This is a genomic window from Pseudomonas sp. AP42, from assembly GCF_001728935.1.
Lineage (GTDB): Bacteria > Pseudomonadota > Gammaproteobacteria > Pseudomonadales > Pseudomonadaceae > Aquipseudomonas > Aquipseudomonas lactis.
On the sequence record NZ_LYSO01000002.1, the window covers coordinates 31,913 to 48,109 of the forward strand.

Below are 16,197 nucleotides of genomic sequence, written 5' to 3' on the forward strand. Positions count from 1 at the left end.
CCAAGATCGCAGGAGGTTGGTGATGCGGTATAGAGAGCTGGTGCGCAAGACAACGAGCGACCTGAGTGCCTGTGTAAAAGCCGGCGTGCCTGAGTGGCTGGCAGGGTATGCCAAGGCGTCGATGGCCAAAGCCGACTACTACCACGCCAGGCGCAGAAGTCGTACCTGCCCTTTGCGAGCGCGGGCAATGAACGAACTGCTGCAGCTTAGCGACGTGCTGCGGCACTGGAGGCGGTGGGCGTAATGGCTTGCAGTGGATGCGCCGCCCGGCGCGAATGGTTCAACAAGATGACGAGGCTGGCACATGAGCGAGCAGTTCAATTATTCAGATCAAATCCAGAAGATGAATCCGGGCGCGGGCGAGCTTCTGATAGTGACGGCCCCGTCTCGGCTGACCTTGGAGCAACGCCAGAAGATGGCGGACAGCCTGGCGCCATTGGCTGACCGCCTGGGTGTGCAGTTGCTTGTACTCGATGGCGGCTTCACTGCCCAGCTTCAGCCTAGTGCCAGCGAGCTACTGAGCGAGCAGAAGAAGCAGACAGCGATCCTTGAGCGGATGGAGAGACAGCAAGGCCTGTTGATCCAGGCCCTGGCCGAGGATCAGGGTGAAGACCATGACGCGCCGCCTTCCACCTACATGGATGGCAGCAAGGTGACCTGATGGCGAAGATATCCAGCCTAAAGTCCAGGTTCACACCTGTTGACAGTCGCAAGGTTTCGAAACTGGCAGACGCTGCAAGCACTGACTCATGGGGCTCTGGTCGCGGCGGCCGTCCATGGCGCCGAAAACGCGCCGCGATACTGGTGCGTGACAACTACACCTGTCGCGTCTGCGGACTGATTACCAAAGACCTTGAGGTAGACCATATCGTCAACGTTGCTCAGGGTGGCACCGATGACGACGACAACCTCCAGGCAATCTGCATCCCATGCCACAAGGCCAAGACGGCGCGTGAGTCGTCGGCACATCGATAGGTCTGCACGTCACGGGCGTGCCACACATGGGGGGGGAGGGGTAAGAGTTCACGCCCTTTTGTCTCGGACACCGCTCCCCCTCTCACGCGCAGATTTTCTCCCCCTTTTGAAAAAGGAATTCAGCAAATGGCAGGCGTCAAAGGCAAGAGCGGGGGCGCTCGCCCCAACTCTGGCGGCGCTCGGCCGGGTGCTGGCAGGAAAAGGAAGGTCGAGCCGGAATCAGCAAATTCCTCGGCGATCTCTGTGGAGTTTGAGGCACAACCTCACGGCGGCGCGTTGAAGCGCGAGAGGGCGGTGCCGGTGCCAGCGCCTGAGATGGATATGCTGGCCCTGCTGACCAAGATCGCGCTCGGTCAACTCGACGCGAGCCCCATTCAGGTTAGGGCAGCCATCGCAGCAGTCCAATACACCCACGTCAAAAAAGCGGAGGGCGGCAAGAAGGACGGGAAGCAGAAGGCGGCTGAAGAGGCTGCTGGAAAATTCAACCGGCAGGCCCCGCCCAAATTAGTCGCAGCTAACGGTAAGCAGGTTTAACTATGGAATGGTCGACCGCATGTCCTGACTGGGAGCAGCGCCTGATCGACCATAAATCGATTATCCCTCCCCCTATTTTTATAGAAGAGGCGGAGCGTGCACTACAAATATTCAAGGAGCTGCGCGTTCCAGATCTGCCGGGCAAGCCAAGGATGGCCGAATGTTGCGATGAGTGGGTACTCGACTACGTTCGCTGCATCTTCGGCGCTTACGATGCTGAGACCGGCAAGCAAATGATCCGCGAGTTCGGCTTACTGATCAGCAAGAAGAACACGAAGAGCACCATCGCAGCCGGCATCATGCTCACTGCCTTGATTCTCTGCTGGCGCGAGGAAGAGGAGCATCTGATTCTGGCGCCGACCAAGGAGGTTGCGGACAACGCTTTCAAGCCAGCTGCCGGGATGGTTCGCGCTGATGAAGAGCTTTCAGCGATGTTCCACATCCAGGAACACACCAGGACCATCACGGACCGAACTACCCTGAACTCATTGAAGGTCGTTGCGGCCGACACTGACACCGTTTCCGGCAAGAAGTCGGGCAAGGTGCTGGTCGATGAGCTTTGGGTGTTTGGTAAGCGCGCAAATGCCGAGTCGATGTTCATGGAGGCCCTAGGCGGACAGATCTCCCGAGAAGAGGGATGGGTCATCTATCTCACCACTCAAAGTGATGAGCCGCCGGCAGGGGTTTTCAAGGAGCGCCTGAGTTACTGGCGCGATGTTCGTGATGGAAAGGTGGTGGATTGCAAGACGCTGGGGGTTCTTTACGAGTTCCCGGTCCGGATGGTCGCTAACAAGCAATACCTGAATCCAGAAAACTTCTACATCACCAACCCGAACATCGGGCGCTCCGTGAGTGCGGAGTGGCTAGAAGACCAGCTCAAAAAGAGGCTGGGCACTTCAGATGGATCCCTGCAGAAGTTCCTGGCCAAGCATCTGAATATCGAAATTGGTCTGAACTTAAGGACCGACCGGTGGGCGGGGGCTGATCACTGGGAAGCCGCCGGCGACAAGTCGCTCACCTTTGATGAGTTGCTGCGGCGCTCCGAGGTGATTGTGGTAGGTATCGATGGCGGCGGCCTTGATGACTTGTTGGGCCTGAGTTTGATTGGCCGCGAGCGTGAAACTCGGCGCTGGTTGCACTGGGCGCACGCCTGGGCCCACCAGATCGCACTCGACCGCCGCAAGGATATCGTTTCAAACCTGCGCGACTTCGAAGCTGATGGCGATCTGACCATTGTCGAGCGGCCAGGTGATGATGTCCTGCAGGTCGCAGATATCATCTGCGAAGTCCGGGACGCTGGATTACTGCCTGACAAGCAGGCAATAGGCGTCGATGCGGCCGGTATCGGCGATATCGTTGACGAGCTCACCACTGAAGATCGCGGCATTACCATGGAGCAGATTGTTTCTATCTCCCAGGGCTGGCGACTCAACGGCGCAATCAAAACCACAGAGCGCAAGGTTGCGGGCGGCGAGTTTGTGCACGGTGGCACGCGGCTCATGGCCTGGTCTGTCGGTAACGCCAGGACGGTGGCGGTAGGCAACGCGATTGCAATCAACAAGCAGGTGAGTGGGTCGGCCAAGATTGACCCGCTCATGGCTACCTTCGACGCAACAACGCTCATAGCGCTGAACCCGGTGGGTTGCGGTGATCTACAGGGCTTTTTCGACAATCCAATTATGGTGGGGCTTTGATGGCGCGCGAAAAGAAACCCGGGCGAATCAAGGCCACTCTTCAAAATTGGCTTGGTGTGCCCATCGGCTTAAAGGATGGTTCGTTCTGGCAGGAGTGGTTCGGAAGTTCAGTCAGTGGACAGCACGTATCGGTTGATAAAGCCATGCAGCTGTCCACGGTATGGGCCTGCGTGCGTTTGCTTTCGGAATCGGTATCTACGTTGCCGCTGAAGCTGTACCGGCGCCTGCCTGATGGCTCAAGGGCGCCGGCTACTGATCATCCGCTTTTTCGGCTGCTATGCCGGGTGCCGAACGCAGAAATGACCCCTCAACGCTTCATGCTGTTGGTGGTGGCCAGCATCTGCCTACGCGGCAACGCGTTCGTTGAAAAGAAGATGCTTGCGGGCCGGATCATCGCCCTGGTACCGCTGTTGCCGCAGTGCATGCGGGTCAAGCGCGAGGACAATGGCCGACTCAAGTACACATATACCGAGAATGGAGTCGAGCGCGACATCCCCGAAAAATCCCTGATGCATATCCGCGGCTTTGGCCTGGATGGCGTGTGCGGGATGCTGCCCGTTACCACAGGCAAGGAGATATTCGGTTCTGCAATGGCGGTAGAAGAGGCCGCCGCGAAGGTTTTTGCCCAGGGTATGCAGGCCTCCGGGATTCTCTCCAGCGACAAGACTCTCACGCCGGCGCAGCGCGAGCAGTTGCGAAGCAGTCTCGGTTCCTTCATGGGCTCCAAGAACGCCGGCAAGATCATGGTGGCCGAGGCTGGGTTGAAGTACCAAGGGATCACGATGAATCCCGAAGCCTCGCAAATGCTTGAGTCGCGGTCGTTCAGCATTGAAGAGATGTGCCGGTGGTTCCGGGTGCCGCCCTTCATGGTCGGTCACATGGATAAGCAGTCCAGTTGGGCCAGTTCGGTGGAAGCGCAGAACCTGCACTTCCTGACCAACAGTTTGCGCCCACTGCTGGTGAACATTGAGCAGGAGATCACCCGATGCCTGATCGGTGAGGCTGACGCTGACGAGTTCTTCGCTGAGTTCGCTGTTGAAGGCCTGCTGCGCGCCGACAGCGCCGGTCGTGGCGCCTGGTACAACACCGCTCTGCAAAACGGCTGGATGTGCCGCAACGAGGTGCGGCGTCTGGAAAACATGGCTCCAATCCCTGGCGGCGATACGTTCACTGTTCAGTCGGCGCTTGTACCGCTTGACCAGCTCGGCAAGCAGTCAGCCGGCATGTCGCCGGCGGCTACCGCCTTCATGTTGCGCATCACTGCGGCAAATCAGAGCGGGGATAGGGAGGCAATCAAGGAAGCCTTCGACCTGGCGACCAAGGCGCTCGATGCCGGAAACCCCGATGGGCCAATGATGGCCCACGCACTGATATCTCTACCTCGGCTTCTCGCCGCTTGATCCTGGAGTAACCAATGACCCTAAAGACCATTCCGGCGGCGCCGGAGGCTCGGCCGCGCGCGCAGGTTCACTGCGACCTGACGCCGAAGGCCTTGGAGCGGTGGAATCCATCGATCAAGGCGGCAAGCACGGACGACAACACCATCACCATTTACGACCCAATAGGGTTTGATTGGTGGACGGGCGAGGGCGTGACTGCAAAGCGGATCAGTGCCGCGCTGCGATCAATCGGTGACAGCGATGTAACCGTGAAGATCAACAGCCCAGGCGGCGACGTGTTTGAAGGCCTGGCCATCTACAACCTGCTGCGCGAGCACAAAGGCAAGGTAACAGTGCAAATCCTCGGCCTAGCAGCCTCGGCCGCATCGTTCATCGCCATGGCAGCGGATGAAATCCAGATTGCTCGGGCCGGCTTCCTGATGATTCACAACAGCTGGACCATGGCCGCCGGCGACCGCAACGACATTCGGGAGGTTGCCGACTTCCTCGAGCAGATCGACGGAACATTGGCGGATATTTACGCCGTGCGAACCGGCGACCCCATCGAAGCCATGCGCAAGCTCATGGATGTTGAGACCTGGATGGGAGGCGCTGCTGCAATCGATGCAGGGTTTGCAGACAGCCTTCTGTCATCTGACGCCGCTGTCGAGGATGCCAGCGCATCGGCGCCTCACCAGGTCGCTGCCCGCCGTATGGATCTGATCCTGGCCAAACAGGGCATGCCGCGCTCCGAGCGCCGCGCCCTCATTCAAGAACTCAAGGCTGGTACGCCTGGCGCTACCACCTCCGGCAAGCAGAACGCTGCCGCAACCCCGGCCAACCTGGCCGACCCCATTGCCGAACTACAGGCCGCGCTTTCGCGGTTCTCGGCAGCAGCAATTCAAACCGGAGAAAAACCATGAGCGACACTACTGCCGAGCTGTTGAAGAACGTCTCCAACGAGCTCAAGAAGGCAACCGACGAATTCAGCAAACAGGCTGAAAACGCACTGACCGAGGCCAAGAAGGCCGGCTCCTTGTCGGCGGAAACCAAAAACGCAGTCGACGAACTGGCCACCAAGTTCAACAGTCTGACCGAGGCTGAAAAGCAGCTGAAGGCACAACTCGGCGAGCTGGAGCAGGAGTTTGCACGCATCCCTGCCAGCACTGCCGCCGCATCCCGCGACACTGTTGGCGGAGTAGTCATTAAAAGCGAAGCGCTGAAGCAGTTCTCCGCTCACGTCGAAGGCAACCGTCGCATCAGCATTCCTGTTCATGCAGCACTGCTCAGCACCGGTGTGCCAGCTGGTGTGGTGGAGCCGCAACGCCTTCCTGGCATTGATGTGGCGCCAAAGCAGCGTCTGTTTATCCGCGACCTCATTGCGCCTGGCCGCACCACGTCGCCCGCGATCTTTTGGGTTCAGCAAACCGGGTTCACCAACGCCGCCAGGGTTGTGGCTGAGGGCACTCAGAAGCCTTACAGCGACATCCAGTTCGGGACCAAGATCACACCGGTCAGCACCATCGCGCATATGTTCAAGTCGTCGAAGCAGATTCTGGATGACTTTGCACAACTGCAATCGACCATCGATACCGAAATGCGCTACGGCCTGAAGTATGCCGAAGAGCAGGAAATTCTGTTCGGTGACGGCACCGGCGTGCATCTGCATGGCATCGTGCCGCAGGCATCGGCCTTCGATCCTGCATTCACCGTTGAAAATCAGTCCGGCATCGATGATCTGCGCCTGGCCATGCTTCAAGCTCAGCTTGCACGCCTGCCAGCATCCGGTCACGTCTTGCACTTCATCGACTGGGCGAAGATCGAGCTCACCAAAGACTCTCTGGGCCGCTACATCCTGGCTAACCCTCTGGGCCTGGCTGGTCCGTTGCTGTGGGGCCTGCCGGTGGTGGCAACCGAGATTGCAGCGTTCCAAGGCAAGTTTCTTACCGGTGCGTTCCAGACTGGCGCGCAGCTCTTCGACCGCGAAGACGCCAACGTGGTGATCTCCACCGAGAACGCTGACGACTTCGAAAAGAACATGATCTCTATCCGTTGCGAAGAGCGTGTGGCGTTGGCCGTGAAGAGACCTGAAGCGTTCATCTACGGTCCGTTCAGCGCTCCGACAACTCCTTAACCCTTAACGGGCCGCCATTGTGGCGGCCCAGCGGAGCGTGCCATGAAAATGAAAACGATCAAGCCGCTTTATTTGGGCGGAAAAACTCTGGTTGAGGGCTCGCTGTTTGTCACAGATGAACAGCACGGTCGCCAGCTTCTGCAAAAAAACTACGCCGTGGAGTGCGATGACGACGGTGAGCTCCTGGTGGACCTGACTGAACAGGATGGCTCACCCGATCCGCTGACCAGCGACAAGGCAGCAGGCAAACCGGGCGGCAAGAAGAAAGGCGCCTGACATGACAGTCATCCCGATTGAAGTAGCAATGCAGCACTTGCGGGCCGAAAGCGAGGATCAGAGCTATGTCGCGCTGGTGTTGGAGGCTGCCGAAGACAGCGCGGCTCGGTTTTTGAACCGCCGCTTCTACGCCGATGCGGATTCACTTGCTTCCGGTGTGCTGGCTGGAGACGCCGGTGCTGATCCGATCCTGATCAATCCGTCTATCCGGGCCGCCTGCCTGCTCATCGCTGGCAAGCTTTACAACTCGCGAGAGGATGCGGTCACGGGCGTATCTGTCACCGAGCTTCCTTCAGGCTCCCAGTCGCTATTGATGCCATACCGCGTCAGTTTGGGGGTTTAGATGAGAGCTGGCGATCTGCGTCACCGCATCACCCTTCAGCGCCCCGAGTACACACAGGACGATATTACAGGGGAAATGACCCCTTCATGGGTTGAGGTCGCGAAGATCTGGGCCAGCGTTGAACCGGTTTCGGTTAACCAGTTCGTTTCTGCCGCTACAAACCAGTCGGAGGTATCTGCCCGCATCGTCATCCGGTACCGCAAAGGTATCGACCCGACCATGCGAATCCTTCACCGCGACAAGATCTACAACATCGAGGGCATTCTGGCTGACAAGGTCAGCGGCCTGGAGTATCTGACGCTGCCCTGCAGCGAAGGGGTGAACGATGGCTGACGGCGTGGAGTTCAGCATCACCGGTTTAGATTCCTTGCTCGGCAAGCTTGAGGCGGTGACATACGACCTCAGACGCAAAGGTGGGCGCTCTGCGTTGCGCAAGGCTGCGCAGTTGGTTGCCAACAAAGCAAAGGAGGGCGCCGAGAAGCTGGACGACACGGCGACCGGCAGGTCTATCGCCAAGAACATCGCGCTTCGGTGGAATGGGCGGCTGTTCAAGCAAACCGGCAGCCTAGGTTTTCGAGTCGGTGTGTTGCATGGCGCTGTGCTTCCCAAGACAGGTTCCGCGCCCGACCTATCAGCCAATGGCCCCACACCTCATTGGAGGCTTTGGGAGTTTGGGACTGTAAAAATGCAGGGCTCACCTTTTATGCGCAAAGCCCTCGCCGACAACATCAGCGCGGCCACTGACACATTCGTCACCGAGTACGAGAAAGCAATCGACCGCGCCCTGAAGCGTGCAGCCAGAAAGGCATCTCAATGAAGTATCCGCCAATCTTTCAAGTTGCTGCTGCTGACTCTGGCGTCACGGCGCTACTGGGCACCAACCCGACGCGGCTCTATTTGTTCGGCATGGCCCCCGACACGCCTGCGGGCACATATTGCGTGTGGCAGGTGGTCAACGGCTCTCCGGAAAGCTTCTTGGCTGGCCGACCCGATGCAGAAGCCTACGGCCTTCAGGTGGATGTTTACGCGGCCACCGCCGCCGCAGCCCGGGCCGCTGGTCACGCCATTGAATATGCCATCGAGCTGAGCGCCACGATTACTAGCTACAACGGTGAAACCAAGGACGCGGAGACAGGCCTGTATCGATACAGCTTCGACGTGGACTGGATCGTCCGCCGATAACCAAGCCCCAAACCCCAGCCCGCGATGAGCGGGTATTTTTTTGTCCGCAGGAGACACCTATGTCCATTCTCACCCAGGGCACGCAGGTCTTTGCCCTTGTTCCACCGCTGTCCGGCACCGGCCCCTATACCGTCATGGAGGTGGAGTGTGCCACCAGCTTTGACCCAGGCGGCGCTCCAGCTGACCAAATTGAAGATACTTGCCTGAGCGCCAAGGAGCGCAGCTACAAGAAGGGCTTGCGCACCCCTGGCCAGGCTTCCCTGGGCTTGAATGCTGACCCCAACAACGCCAGCCATATTCGCCTGCACCAGCTCTCCGAGGCTGACGGCGATACCAGTATTAAGTGGGCGGTGGGCTGGTCTGATGGTACGGCGCTGCCAACGCTTGAAACTGACGGTGATGATTTTGAATTGCCGGCCACGCGCACCTGGTTCGTGTTCGAAGGTTACGTATCGGACTTCCCGTTCTCGTTCGCGGCAAACACCGTTGTGACCACTACGGCAACCATTCAGCGTTCGGGCGGTTCCGCCTGGATCAAGAAAACCACATAAGGGCGAAACATGAACCTGACTGAACTGAAAGCTGTCGGCGGTCTCGTCGGCGGCGCCATGGTAAAAAAGGCGGTTGTGTGGAAACACGAAGACGCCAAGGGCAAACCTGTGACTAACAAGTTCTCGATTTTTGTAATGCCGCAGTCCTTCGGCATGATCGAAAAGCTCTTCTCTGCCAATGAGCCAGAAGAGAGCCGTAACGCCAAGTACATATCCACTTGCGTGACGCTCGGCGAAAACGGCGAAGAGGCAATTTCCTACGAGGACGCCTACCGCCTGAACCCTGGCCTGGGCTGGGCAATTCTTGCCGCAGTGCATGAGGTCAATAACACCGGTGCCGACCGCACAAAAAACTAACGGCCGCCGATGAGTTCTGGCATGAGCTGGTGCTGAACGGAGTCGGCGGGCGAACAGTGGCAGAGGCCAAGGCCAATATCAGTTATCCCGAGGCCATGGCCTGGGCTGCTTACAGAAACAAACATGGTTCCTTCAACTTGGCGAATCGATCCGAGCAGATGGGCGCGATCATTGCGCTGCAGGTGAATCGGCTGGGCGGCGGCACCGCAGAGTTGATCGACTTCATGCCTCACCAAGAAAAAGCAGGGGTATCGCTCGAGACGGCAATGGCCGAATGGGCATGACCTGCGCATCCACAGGAAATAGCCCATGGCTACTCGTTCACTCGGCACGCTGACGCTGGACCTGATTGCGCGCATCGGTGGTTTCGAGCAAGGCATGGACAAAGCCGGCCGCCTCACCGAAAAGCGCATGAAGGAGATGGAGGCCCGTGCCGAGGCCGCCGGCAAGAAGATCGGTGGCGCACTTGCAACCGTGGTGACCGCCACCCTGGGTGTGGGTACCGCCTCGCTGGTGATGCTTAAAAACACTGCGGCGGCGACCACCGAGACCGACCGGTGGGCCAAGTCCCTCGGTATCGGGACGACCGTTTTGCAGCAGTGGCAGTATGCTGCCGAGCGCGCCGGACTCAGTGGCGACAAGATGGCCGACATCTTCAAGGATATCGGCGACAAGATCGGCGACGCTGTGATCACCGGCGGCGGGGAGGCCATAGAAGGCCTCAAAAAGCTGGGATTGGGCGCCGAAGAATTGGCTCGAATGTCTCCGGACAAGCAGTTGTTGGCAATCGCTGACGGTCTTAAAAAGGTTGCAACCCAGTCCGAGAAAATCAACATTCTGGAAAGCCTCGGCAACGACCTTTCTAGAATGCTGCCCTTGCTCGATAAAGGGGGCGAGAGTCTGCGCAAGTACCTGGCCCAGGCCAAGGACTTTGGGATCGCGATGGATCCTGCGCAGATCGCGAATTTGGTGCGCGCAAACGAAATCATCCAAGACCTGCAGTTCCAAGTCGAAGGGTTGCGCAACGAGTTCGTGTCCGGGCTCGCAAACGTTGATATGGGGCCCCTGCAAAACTCGCTCGACGGCTTGCGCGATATCGTTAAGGATCCAGCGTTCCAGCAGGGCATGGCAGACTTGGCCGCGCTGGTTGTGAAGTTGACCGGCGCTGCCGCAAGCGGCTTGGCACAACTGCCCAACGACTTGCGCGCAATGGCCAATGATCTGAAGCAGGTCACATCCTTTTTCTCTACCGACAGGAAAACACGGCATCTTGCAGGGGTGTCGGATGAGGAAGCCACCAACCGCTCATTGGACGCTTATAACAAGTCACAGGGCGCGCTCAACAAGTTCGCCACCAACCCAACGCTATTCGTTGGCGACCTGTTCGGGCAGGACCTTGGGGCCGCCAAGAAAGCATCGGATGAACGCCTGGCTAGTTATAAGGCCTATAGCGATCTGCGCGGCTGGGGCGATCAGAAACTGGTTGAGGGAAACAAGCAGGTTGAGCAGCAAGAGCAAAAAGTCGCCGCAGCATTTACTGGAACCACCGCCGCGTCACTGAAACTGCTCGACTCATATGATCGCCTGAACAAATTGCAGGAGGACCGTGCCGAGCTCGTTGCAGCAATGGCCAAAGATCCCGCAAACGCTGACCGCTACAGGCGAGCAATTGAGGCGATTGATAAGCAGGTAGCTCAACTCAACGGTACCACCAAAGCCACCACGGAGGCCCAGAGCAAACTCAAGGCCCAGATCAAAGAGGCCGCCACGGCTTTTGATCAACTCCGTCAGACCTATGATCCGGTAAATGCTGCGGCGCACGAATTCAGCAAGCAGACCGGACAGATCGCACTGCTGGAGAAAAACGGAAAAATCTCCAAAGAGCAGTACGGTAAAGCCACCGCTTGGTTGGCTAGCCAATTCAACGAGGCGGTTAACGCAGCCACCGGGCTTTCCCAGGCGATGCAGTTCCAGGCTGACCTGGAGCGGCAGCTCAATAATCAGAGGGAGCAGTACGCGGCGCAGGCGGCAGCCGTCGGCATGGGTAGTAAGGAATCAGATCGATATCTCGAGCGTCTGGAGCTGGAACGCCAGACGAACGACAAGGTGTTGTCGCTTAGAACAGAACTTGCGACTGCCACGACCGATACCCAGCGAAAGGCGCTACAGGATCAAATCGACCTCACTAACGCCTACCTTCCCAAGCAGATAGCGGCAATGCAAGAAGGTTGGGCACAGATGGATTCTGCGCAAAGCGACTGGTCGAACGGCGCAAAGAGCGCCTGGCAGGATTATCTGGATAGCGCCAAAGATGTTGCTGGCCAGACGAAAAGCATGTTCAGCAACGCGTTCAGCTCCATGGAGGATTCGCTGGTGAACTTCGCGATCACCGGTAAGGCTTCGTTTGCTGACTTCACCAAATCCATTCTTGCCGATATGGCGCGCATCGCTACCCGACAGGCAAGTTCGGCTCTGCTGGGCAGTCTGGTCGGAGCCGCCGCCAGTTACTTCGGAGGTGCTGCCGCTGGCGGCAATGGGCTTGCTGCCGGGTCTGCTGGTGCTACGTCCTCCAACCTGGGTGCGTCCGCTGGTGGTTACTCCGGCAGCTACTTTCCGCAAGCCAAGGGCGGTGCGTGGTCGGGCGGTGTGCAGATGTTCGCAAACGGGGGAGCATTCACGAACTCTATCGCCACGGGCCCAACACTGGCACCTATGGCGTTGTTCGGCGAGGCCGGTCCAGAGGCAATTATGCCTCTGACCAGGACGTCGAGCGGTGCTCTTGGTGTGAGGGCTGTCGGTGGGAGCTCTGGCGCTATGGGCGCTCCTGCCCAGATAAACGTGACTGTGACTGTCGCAAGTGATGGGACTACCAGTTCTACAGCGGACGACCCGGCATATCAGCAGTTCGGGAAGGATCTCGGTGATTTTGTTGACCAGCGTTACCGCCAGCTGATTCGCAAGGATCTGGGGCAGGGCGGCAGCATTAAAAGAGCAATCAGTGGGTAATCAACTATGGCGCTTGAAAGGTTCACCTGGTGCCCGAGGACTGACCCGCAGGGCCAAGCAAAATTCCGGGTCCGCACCAAAGGCTTTGGTGATGGATACGCGCAATCGGTAAGCGATGGCATCAACAACAAATCGCAGTCCTGGCCGCTCACGTTTCTCGGTGATGGCGTTCGCACGAAGCAGATAATGGACTTCATCGACGCCCATAAGGGAGCCAGAGGCTTTTTGTGGACGCCGCCGCTTGGCGAGCTGGGGCTGTACAAGTGTGATGGATATCAGCTCACACCCCACGGCGCGGAAAACTACACGCTGACCGCTACCTTCGAACAAAACTTCCAACCCTAAAGGTCGTATATGGCACTGATTACGGACATCCAAAAACTGGAGCCCGGCGGCGAGATTCGCCTGTTCGAAATCGACGGGACTGAATACGGCGCCGATTATCTGCGCTTTCACGGTCACGCCATACCGCACACGCCGGATGAGCTTCTGGCTTATGAAGGTTCGGAAGAGGAACTCCCAGCCAAGTCGATCTGGTGGCAGGGTGCCGAGTACGCCGCCTGGCCTGTACAGGTTGAAGGTATCGGCTCAAACAGCGATGGATCTGCTACCAGGCCGACGTTCGCCGCCGGCAACATCAATGGACGTGTCACAGCGCTGTGCCTGGCATTCGAGGACATGCTCAAGTTCAAACTGACCGTTCGCGAGACGCTGGCCCAGTACCTGGATGCGGTGAACTTTCCAGAAGGTAACCCAACGGCCGACCCTACCCAGGAGGCGCTGGAGATCTGGTACATCGACCAGAAAACGAGCGAAGACGGCGAGGCGGTGGTCTGGGAGCTTTCTTCCCCGGGCGAGATCGACAACCACGGATTGCCTGGGCGCCAGATGACTACTTTCTGCCACTGGGCCATGACCAACGGTTACCGCGGTCCGGACTGCGGCTATACCGGCGCAGCCATGTTTGACGACGAGGACAACCCAACGACCGATCCCGCCCGGGACCAATGCAAGGGCTGCCTATCGTCCTGCAAGCTGCGCTTCGGCGAGAACAACGAAAACTCATTCGGTGGATTTCCCGCTGTGTCACTCATTGCCCGGAGCTGAAGAATGCGCAAACACATCATCGCAGCCATCCAGGCGCACGCTGCCGCCGAGTACCCGAAAGAGTGCTGCGGTCTGTTGCTTGCCATGGGCCGCGCCCAGAAGTATTTCCCCTGCCGGAACATCGCCATGGAGCCGAACGAAGAGTTTAGGCTTGATCCAGAGGACTACGCCGCAGCGGAGGACCTGGGCGAGGTGATCGGCATCGTCCACTCCCACCCGGACGCCACCAGCCGGCCTTCACCGCACGACATGGCCATGTGCGAAACCACGGCACTGCCCTGGCACATACTGTCCTGGCCAGAGGGTGACCTGCGAACTATTACGCCTAACGGAAGCACGCCGCTACTCAAGCGACCGTTTGTTCATGGTGTGTGGGACTGTTGGGCTGTATGCGAAGAGTGGTATCAGCGCGAGTGGGGCCTCAAGTTCGAGAGCTTCAAGCGGGCTGATGGATGGTGGGAGAGTGCAGACAGCACCAGCCTTTATGAGGCGAATTACGCTGCCGCCGGCTTCGAGCAAGTCGACACACCGCAGCGCGGTGACATGATCGTTATGCAGGTTGGCCGGACGGTGCACCCGAACCACGCTGGCATATACCTGGGCACCGATCCGGCGCTACCTGGTGAAGACTCAGGTACGTTCGGCCCTGGCCCGTTCCTGCTGCACCACCTATACGGCAGGCCATCCGAGATCATCGTCTACGGGGGGCCATACCTCGACAGAACACGCTTGATCCTGAGGCACAAAACAGCATTCAACCCTGAATGATAATCCGAATAGATCCTTGCAAAAGGTTGCGAATACTTGTTTACGGTTGTAAATGGTTGGGCAATCGTTATAATTAGTTGACACCAGCTACAAAGCCGAATAGGCAGCTGAAACGCTATCGACCCAAGTAGGGCGAATCAAATGACGAATACTGAAATCCGGTTGGATGGAAAGAAATCTACGCTTAGCGCCTACGAGCGCAAGATGGCCCGTCAGCGCCCTGCTTTTCTCAATCAAGCCACGCTTGATTACATTGCTCAGGATAGTGCCGCCTATCTGATTGAATTGGGTAAGAAGTCCGGCGCTAAATGACAGCAGTCATCCTGAGCAGGAAGCTCACTCTTCTGATGCCGCGACAGGAAGCGGTTTCTCTCGTTTCCGAATTTAAGCTGTGGCGCGAGGGTGGGATTGGTCCTGGCGATACTTTCGGGAAGGATAGCGCATTTGCGAAGCCGAAAAGCGTCGTCGACATGGGCCTTAGAAAGGTACACCTCGAAGAACCTAGTGTGTCGGACGCCTGGACGCGTCGGTTGAGAACTGGTGAGGAAGACCCGCAGCGATTTACCTCCGACAAACTACTTGTTTACGGTCGGCTCGGGGATGCTCAGTACAACCCCTACCTGCTGCTAACCATCTTAGAGCCTGGGCACGCGCATATGGAACAGCCAGATCTTGTCCGAGGGTTAGGTGTCTTTTTCGAAACCGAGAGGCAGGACATCGGGAAATATTTCCCTTCGTCCGAGTGGCTTTCGGCAGGATTTCCTTAAATCCCTTCATATGCATCAGAGCGCCCAGCCATCCCGCTGGGTTTTTCATTTCTGATATCTTGTGGCCATCTTCCACAGGAGTGAATCCATGAAATTGTTCGTAGGCGCGGTAGCGTTGGCGATGTTGGCGGGGTGTGTATCGCCAGGGGATCTTGAGTCGAAAGACCCGAGCATTGCTGCCAGTTCTACCAAAGACCCGAAAAAGTACGCGCTCTGCGTATTTCCTAAATGGCAGGACGCGCGCAGCGACGTGACGATGTCAGAGACTGAGTACGGCTATCGCCTTGTTGCTGCAAGCAACAACATGACCGATGAGCTGCTCAGTATCCGCAAGGTTTCAAGCGGCAGCTCGGTGAAGCTGTTTCAGAGGATGGCATGGGGTCCTGGCTGGGGCAGAAGTGACATGGAGAAGGCGGTCCGGAACTGCCTTTAGTAAATCAGCACAAGCCGCCTCCGGGCGGTTTTTTTATACCTGGAGTAAATATGGCCGCGCAGACAATTGAATATCAACCGCTCACCAACGTACTCCTTTACGGACGGTTACGACAGTTCGGCAGGTCCTTTCGGCTCTCTGTGCGCTCACCAGCAGAGGCGATCAAGGCTCTGTGTGTTCAGATCCCAGGGTTTGAACGATTTATTTCGAATGCAAAGTCTCAAGGGATGGAGTTCGCTGTTTTTCGAGGTAACAAGTCCCTGGGTGAGAATGAATTAGGTTTTTCAGGATCTGGAGACATTCGCATTGCGCCAATCGTTACCGGTAGCAAACGAGGCGGTCTTATCCAGACCATTATCGGCGCAGTCCTGATCGCTGTGTCGTTCATTCCAGGGTTCCAAGTTCTTGCTGCGCCAGGTATTGCGCTTGTGGCTGGCGGCGTAATCCAGATGCTTAGCCCTCAGGTCGGTGGCTTGAAGACCAGCGCGGCCCCAGAGAATACCCCTGGCTACGCCTTCGGTAGCGCCAAGAACACCACGGCATCGGGTAACCCGGTACCGCTTTGCTACGGCAAGCGCCGGGTGGGCGGGGCAATCATCAGCGCCGTTATCTACGCCGAAGACCAGATGTAGCCAATATTTGCAGCACCGCAGCCGCCCACGAGGCGGTTTTTTATTGCTTGGAGAAAAAG

At 57.9% G+C, this 16,197-nt stretch carries 24 protein-coding genes; all 24 read left to right on the forward strand.

Going from position 1 to position 16,197, the window contains the following annotated elements; translation table 11 throughout:
• Positions 1-22 precede the first annotated feature (22 nt).
• The 24 genes from A7K61_RS01160 to A7K61_RS01270 all read left to right on the forward strand — a co-directional run bounded on the left by A7K61_RS01160 (position 23) and on the right by A7K61_RS01270 (position 16,138).
• Complete coding sequence (locus A7K61_RS01160) at positions 23-244, forward strand: hypothetical protein (protein WP_069556760.1); 222 nt, start codon at positions 23-25, stop codon at positions 242-244.
• A gap of 60 nt (positions 245-304) precedes the next feature.
• Positions 305-661, forward strand: coding sequence for a hypothetical protein (locus A7K61_RS33415; RefSeq protein WP_069556761.1), 357 nt, complete (start codon positions 305-307; stop codon positions 659-661).
• A gap of 8 nt (positions 662-669) precedes the next feature.
• Complete coding sequence (locus tag A7K61_RS01170) at positions 670-975, forward strand: HNH endonuclease (RefSeq protein ID WP_371914713.1); 306 nt, start codon at positions 670-672, stop codon at positions 973-975.
• Between the two features lie 126 nt (positions 976-1,101).
• Entirely contained in the window at positions 1,102-1,509 is a 408-nt protein-coding gene (locus A7K61_RS30675; RefSeq protein WP_083263026.1) for a hypothetical protein, read from the forward strand.
• Positions 1,510-1,511: 2 nt separating this feature from the next.
• The gene (locus A7K61_RS01180; protein WP_069556763.1) at positions 1,512-3,203 is read left to right on the forward strand and encodes a terminase large subunit; all 1,692 of its coding nucleotides are present in this window, start codon (positions 1,512-1,514) and stop codon (positions 3,201-3,203) included.
• The gene (locus A7K61_RS01185) at positions 3,203-4,603 is read left to right on the forward strand and encodes a phage portal protein (protein ID WP_069556764.1); all 1,401 of its coding nucleotides are present in this window, start codon (positions 3,203-3,205) and stop codon (positions 4,601-4,603) included. The genes A7K61_RS01180 and A7K61_RS01185 overlap by 1 nt, the downstream gene beginning before the upstream one ends.
• A 14-nt stretch (positions 4,604-4,617) precedes the next feature.
• Entirely contained in the window at positions 4,618-5,505 is an 888-nt protein-coding gene (locus tag A7K61_RS01190) for a head maturation protease, ClpP-related (RefSeq protein ID WP_069556765.1), read from the forward strand.
• On the forward strand, positions 5,502-6,716 hold the full coding sequence (locus tag A7K61_RS01195) for a phage major capsid protein (RefSeq protein ID WP_069556766.1): 1,215 nt from the start codon (positions 5,502-5,504) through the stop codon (positions 6,714-6,716). Before A7K61_RS01190 ends, A7K61_RS01195 begins: the two co-directional genes overlap by 4 nt.
• A gap of 42 nt (positions 6,717-6,758) precedes the next feature.
• Positions 6,759-6,992, forward strand: coding sequence for a hypothetical protein (locus tag A7K61_RS01200; RefSeq protein WP_069556767.1), 234 nt, complete (start codon positions 6,759-6,761; stop codon positions 6,990-6,992).
• Between the two features lies 1 nt (position 6,993).
• On the forward strand, positions 6,994-7,335 hold the full coding sequence (locus A7K61_RS01205) for a head-tail connector protein (RefSeq protein WP_069556768.1): 342 nt from the start codon (positions 6,994-6,996) through the stop codon (positions 7,333-7,335).
• On the forward strand, positions 7,336-7,668 hold the full coding sequence (locus tag A7K61_RS01210) for a phage head closure protein (protein WP_069556769.1): 333 nt from the start codon (positions 7,336-7,338) through the stop codon (positions 7,666-7,668).
• Positions 7,661-8,152, forward strand: a complete 492-nt coding sequence (locus tag A7K61_RS01215; RefSeq protein ID WP_069556770.1) for an HK97-gp10 family putative phage morphogenesis protein — start codon at positions 7,661-7,663, stop codon at positions 8,150-8,152. The genes A7K61_RS01210 and A7K61_RS01215 overlap by 8 nt, the downstream gene beginning before the upstream one ends.
• Positions 8,149-8,517, forward strand: a complete 369-nt coding sequence (locus A7K61_RS01220; RefSeq protein WP_069556771.1) for a DUF3168 domain-containing protein — start codon at positions 8,149-8,151, stop codon at positions 8,515-8,517. Before A7K61_RS01215 ends, A7K61_RS01220 begins: the two co-directional genes overlap by 4 nt.
• Before the next feature lie 59 nt (positions 8,518-8,576).
• Positions 8,577-9,068 (forward strand): phage tail tube protein, encoded by a 492-nt coding sequence (locus A7K61_RS01225; RefSeq protein ID WP_034127816.1) that lies wholly within the window; start codon positions 8,577-8,579, stop codon positions 9,066-9,068.
• Positions 9,069-9,077: 9 nt separating this feature from the next.
• Positions 9,078-9,425, forward strand: coding sequence for a phage tail assembly chaperone family protein, TAC (locus A7K61_RS01230; RefSeq protein WP_069556772.1), 348 nt, complete (start codon positions 9,078-9,080; stop codon positions 9,423-9,425).
• A gap of 29 nt (positions 9,426-9,454) precedes the next feature.
• The gene (locus A7K61_RS01235) at positions 9,455-9,709 is read left to right on the forward strand and encodes a hypothetical protein (RefSeq protein ID WP_054917174.1); all 255 of its coding nucleotides are present in this window, start codon (positions 9,455-9,457) and stop codon (positions 9,707-9,709) included.
• 25 nt (positions 9,710-9,734) lie between these two features.
• Positions 9,735-12,431, forward strand: a complete 2,697-nt coding sequence (locus A7K61_RS01240; RefSeq protein WP_069556773.1) for a phage tail tape measure protein — start codon at positions 9,735-9,737, stop codon at positions 12,429-12,431.
• Positions 12,432-12,437: 6 nt separating this feature from the next.
• Positions 12,438-12,776 (forward strand): phage tail protein, encoded by a 339-nt coding sequence (locus tag A7K61_RS01245; protein WP_069556774.1) that lies wholly within the window; start codon positions 12,438-12,440, stop codon positions 12,774-12,776.
• 9 nt (positions 12,777-12,785) lie between these two features.
• A complete protein-coding gene (locus A7K61_RS01250) occupies positions 12,786-13,538 on the forward strand; it encodes a phage minor tail protein L (protein WP_069556775.1) in 753 nt (250 codons plus the stop codon).
• Between the two features lie 3 nt (positions 13,539-13,541).
• Entirely contained in the window at positions 13,542-14,306 is a 765-nt protein-coding gene (locus A7K61_RS01255; protein ID WP_069556776.1) for a C40 family peptidase, read from the forward strand.
• Between the two features lie 141 nt (positions 14,307-14,447).
• The gene (locus A7K61_RS33035; protein ID WP_014717924.1) at positions 14,448-14,618 is read left to right on the forward strand and encodes a hypothetical protein; all 171 of its coding nucleotides are present in this window, start codon (positions 14,448-14,450) and stop codon (positions 14,616-14,618) included.
• Positions 14,615-15,073: a type II toxin-antitoxin system YafO family toxin gene (locus A7K61_RS01260; protein WP_014717925.1), complete on the forward strand. Its 459-nt coding sequence runs from the start codon at positions 14,615-14,617 to the stop codon at positions 15,071-15,073. Before A7K61_RS33035 ends, A7K61_RS01260 begins: the two co-directional genes overlap by 4 nt.
• A gap of 88 nt (positions 15,074-15,161) precedes the next feature.
• Entirely contained in the window at positions 15,162-15,506 is a 345-nt protein-coding gene (locus A7K61_RS01265; RefSeq protein ID WP_014717926.1) for a hypothetical protein, read from the forward strand.
• Between the two features lie 50 nt (positions 15,507-15,556).
• The gene (locus A7K61_RS01270; RefSeq protein WP_069556777.1) at positions 15,557-16,138 is read left to right on the forward strand and encodes a tail assembly protein; all 582 of its coding nucleotides are present in this window, start codon (positions 15,557-15,559) and stop codon (positions 16,136-16,138) included.
• The last annotated feature ends 59 nt before the right edge of the window (positions 16,139-16,197 follow it).

Excerpts from the sequence above, each read along its gene's own strand:
- A7K61_RS01230 (WP_069556772.1), top strand. The coding sequence starts at position 9,078 with ATGAACCTGACTGAACTGAAAGCTGTCGGCGGTCTCGTCGGCGGCGCC.
- A7K61_RS01185 (WP_069556764.1), top strand. The coding sequence starts at position 3,203 with ATGGCGCGCGAAAAGAAACCCGGGCGAATCAAGGCCACTCTTCAAAAT.
- A7K61_RS01225 (WP_034127816.1), top strand. The coding sequence starts at position 8,577 with ATGTCCATTCTCACCCAGGGCACGCAGGTCTTTGCCCTTGTTCCACCG.
- A7K61_RS01210 (WP_069556769.1), top strand. The coding sequence starts at position 7,336 with ATGAGAGCTGGCGATCTGCGTCACCGCATCACCCTTCAGCGCCCCGAG.
- A7K61_RS01260 (WP_014717925.1), top strand. The coding sequence starts at position 14,615 with ATGACAGCAGTCATCCTGAGCAGGAAGCTCACTCTTCTGATGCCGCGA.
- A7K61_RS01215 (WP_069556770.1), top strand. The coding sequence starts at position 7,661 with ATGGCTGACGGCGTGGAGTTCAGCATCACCGGTTTAGATTCCTTGCTC.
- A7K61_RS01205 (WP_069556768.1), top strand. The coding sequence starts at position 6,994 with ATGACAGTCATCCCGATTGAAGTAGCAATGCAGCACTTGCGGGCCGAA.
- A7K61_RS01220 (WP_069556771.1), top strand. The coding sequence starts at position 8,149 with ATGAAGTATCCGCCAATCTTTCAAGTTGCTGCTGCTGACTCTGGCGTC.
- A7K61_RS01240 (WP_069556773.1), top strand. The coding sequence starts at position 9,735 with ATGGCTACTCGTTCACTCGGCACGCTGACGCTGGACCTGATTGCGCGC.
- A7K61_RS30675 (WP_083263026.1), top strand. The coding sequence starts at position 1,102 with ATGGCAGGCGTCAAAGGCAAGAGCGGGGGCGCTCGCCCCAACTCTGGC.
- A7K61_RS33415 (WP_069556761.1), top strand. The coding sequence starts at position 305 with ATGAGCGAGCAGTTCAATTATTCAGATCAAATCCAGAAGATGAATCCG.
- A7K61_RS01245 (WP_069556774.1), top strand. The coding sequence starts at position 12,438 with ATGGCGCTTGAAAGGTTCACCTGGTGCCCGAGGACTGACCCGCAGGGC.
- A7K61_RS01265 (WP_014717926.1), top strand. The coding sequence starts at position 15,162 with ATGAAATTGTTCGTAGGCGCGGTAGCGTTGGCGATGTTGGCGGGGTGT.
- A7K61_RS01180 (WP_069556763.1), top strand. The coding sequence starts at position 1,512 with ATGGAATGGTCGACCGCATGTCCTGACTGGGAGCAGCGCCTGATCGAC.
- A7K61_RS01255 (WP_069556776.1), top strand. The coding sequence starts at position 13,542 with ATGCGCAAACACATCATCGCAGCCATCCAGGCGCACGCTGCCGCCGAG.
- A7K61_RS01250 (WP_069556775.1), top strand. The coding sequence starts at position 12,786 with ATGGCACTGATTACGGACATCCAAAAACTGGAGCCCGGCGGCGAGATT.
- A7K61_RS01190 (WP_069556765.1), top strand. The coding sequence starts at position 4,618 with ATGACCCTAAAGACCATTCCGGCGGCGCCGGAGGCTCGGCCGCGCGCG.
- A7K61_RS33035 (WP_014717924.1), top strand. The coding sequence starts at position 14,448 with ATGACGAATACTGAAATCCGGTTGGATGGAAAGAAATCTACGCTTAGC.
- A7K61_RS01270 (WP_069556777.1), top strand. The coding sequence starts at position 15,557 with ATGGCCGCGCAGACAATTGAATATCAACCGCTCACCAACGTACTCCTT.
- A7K61_RS01160 (WP_069556760.1), top strand. The coding sequence starts at position 23 with ATGCGGTATAGAGAGCTGGTGCGCAAGACAACGAGCGACCTGAGTGCC.
- A7K61_RS01195 (WP_069556766.1), top strand. The coding sequence starts at position 5,502 with ATGAGCGACACTACTGCCGAGCTGTTGAAGAACGTCTCCAACGAGCTC.
- A7K61_RS01200 (WP_069556767.1), top strand. The coding sequence starts at position 6,759 with ATGAAAATGAAAACGATCAAGCCGCTTTATTTGGGCGGAAAAACTCTG.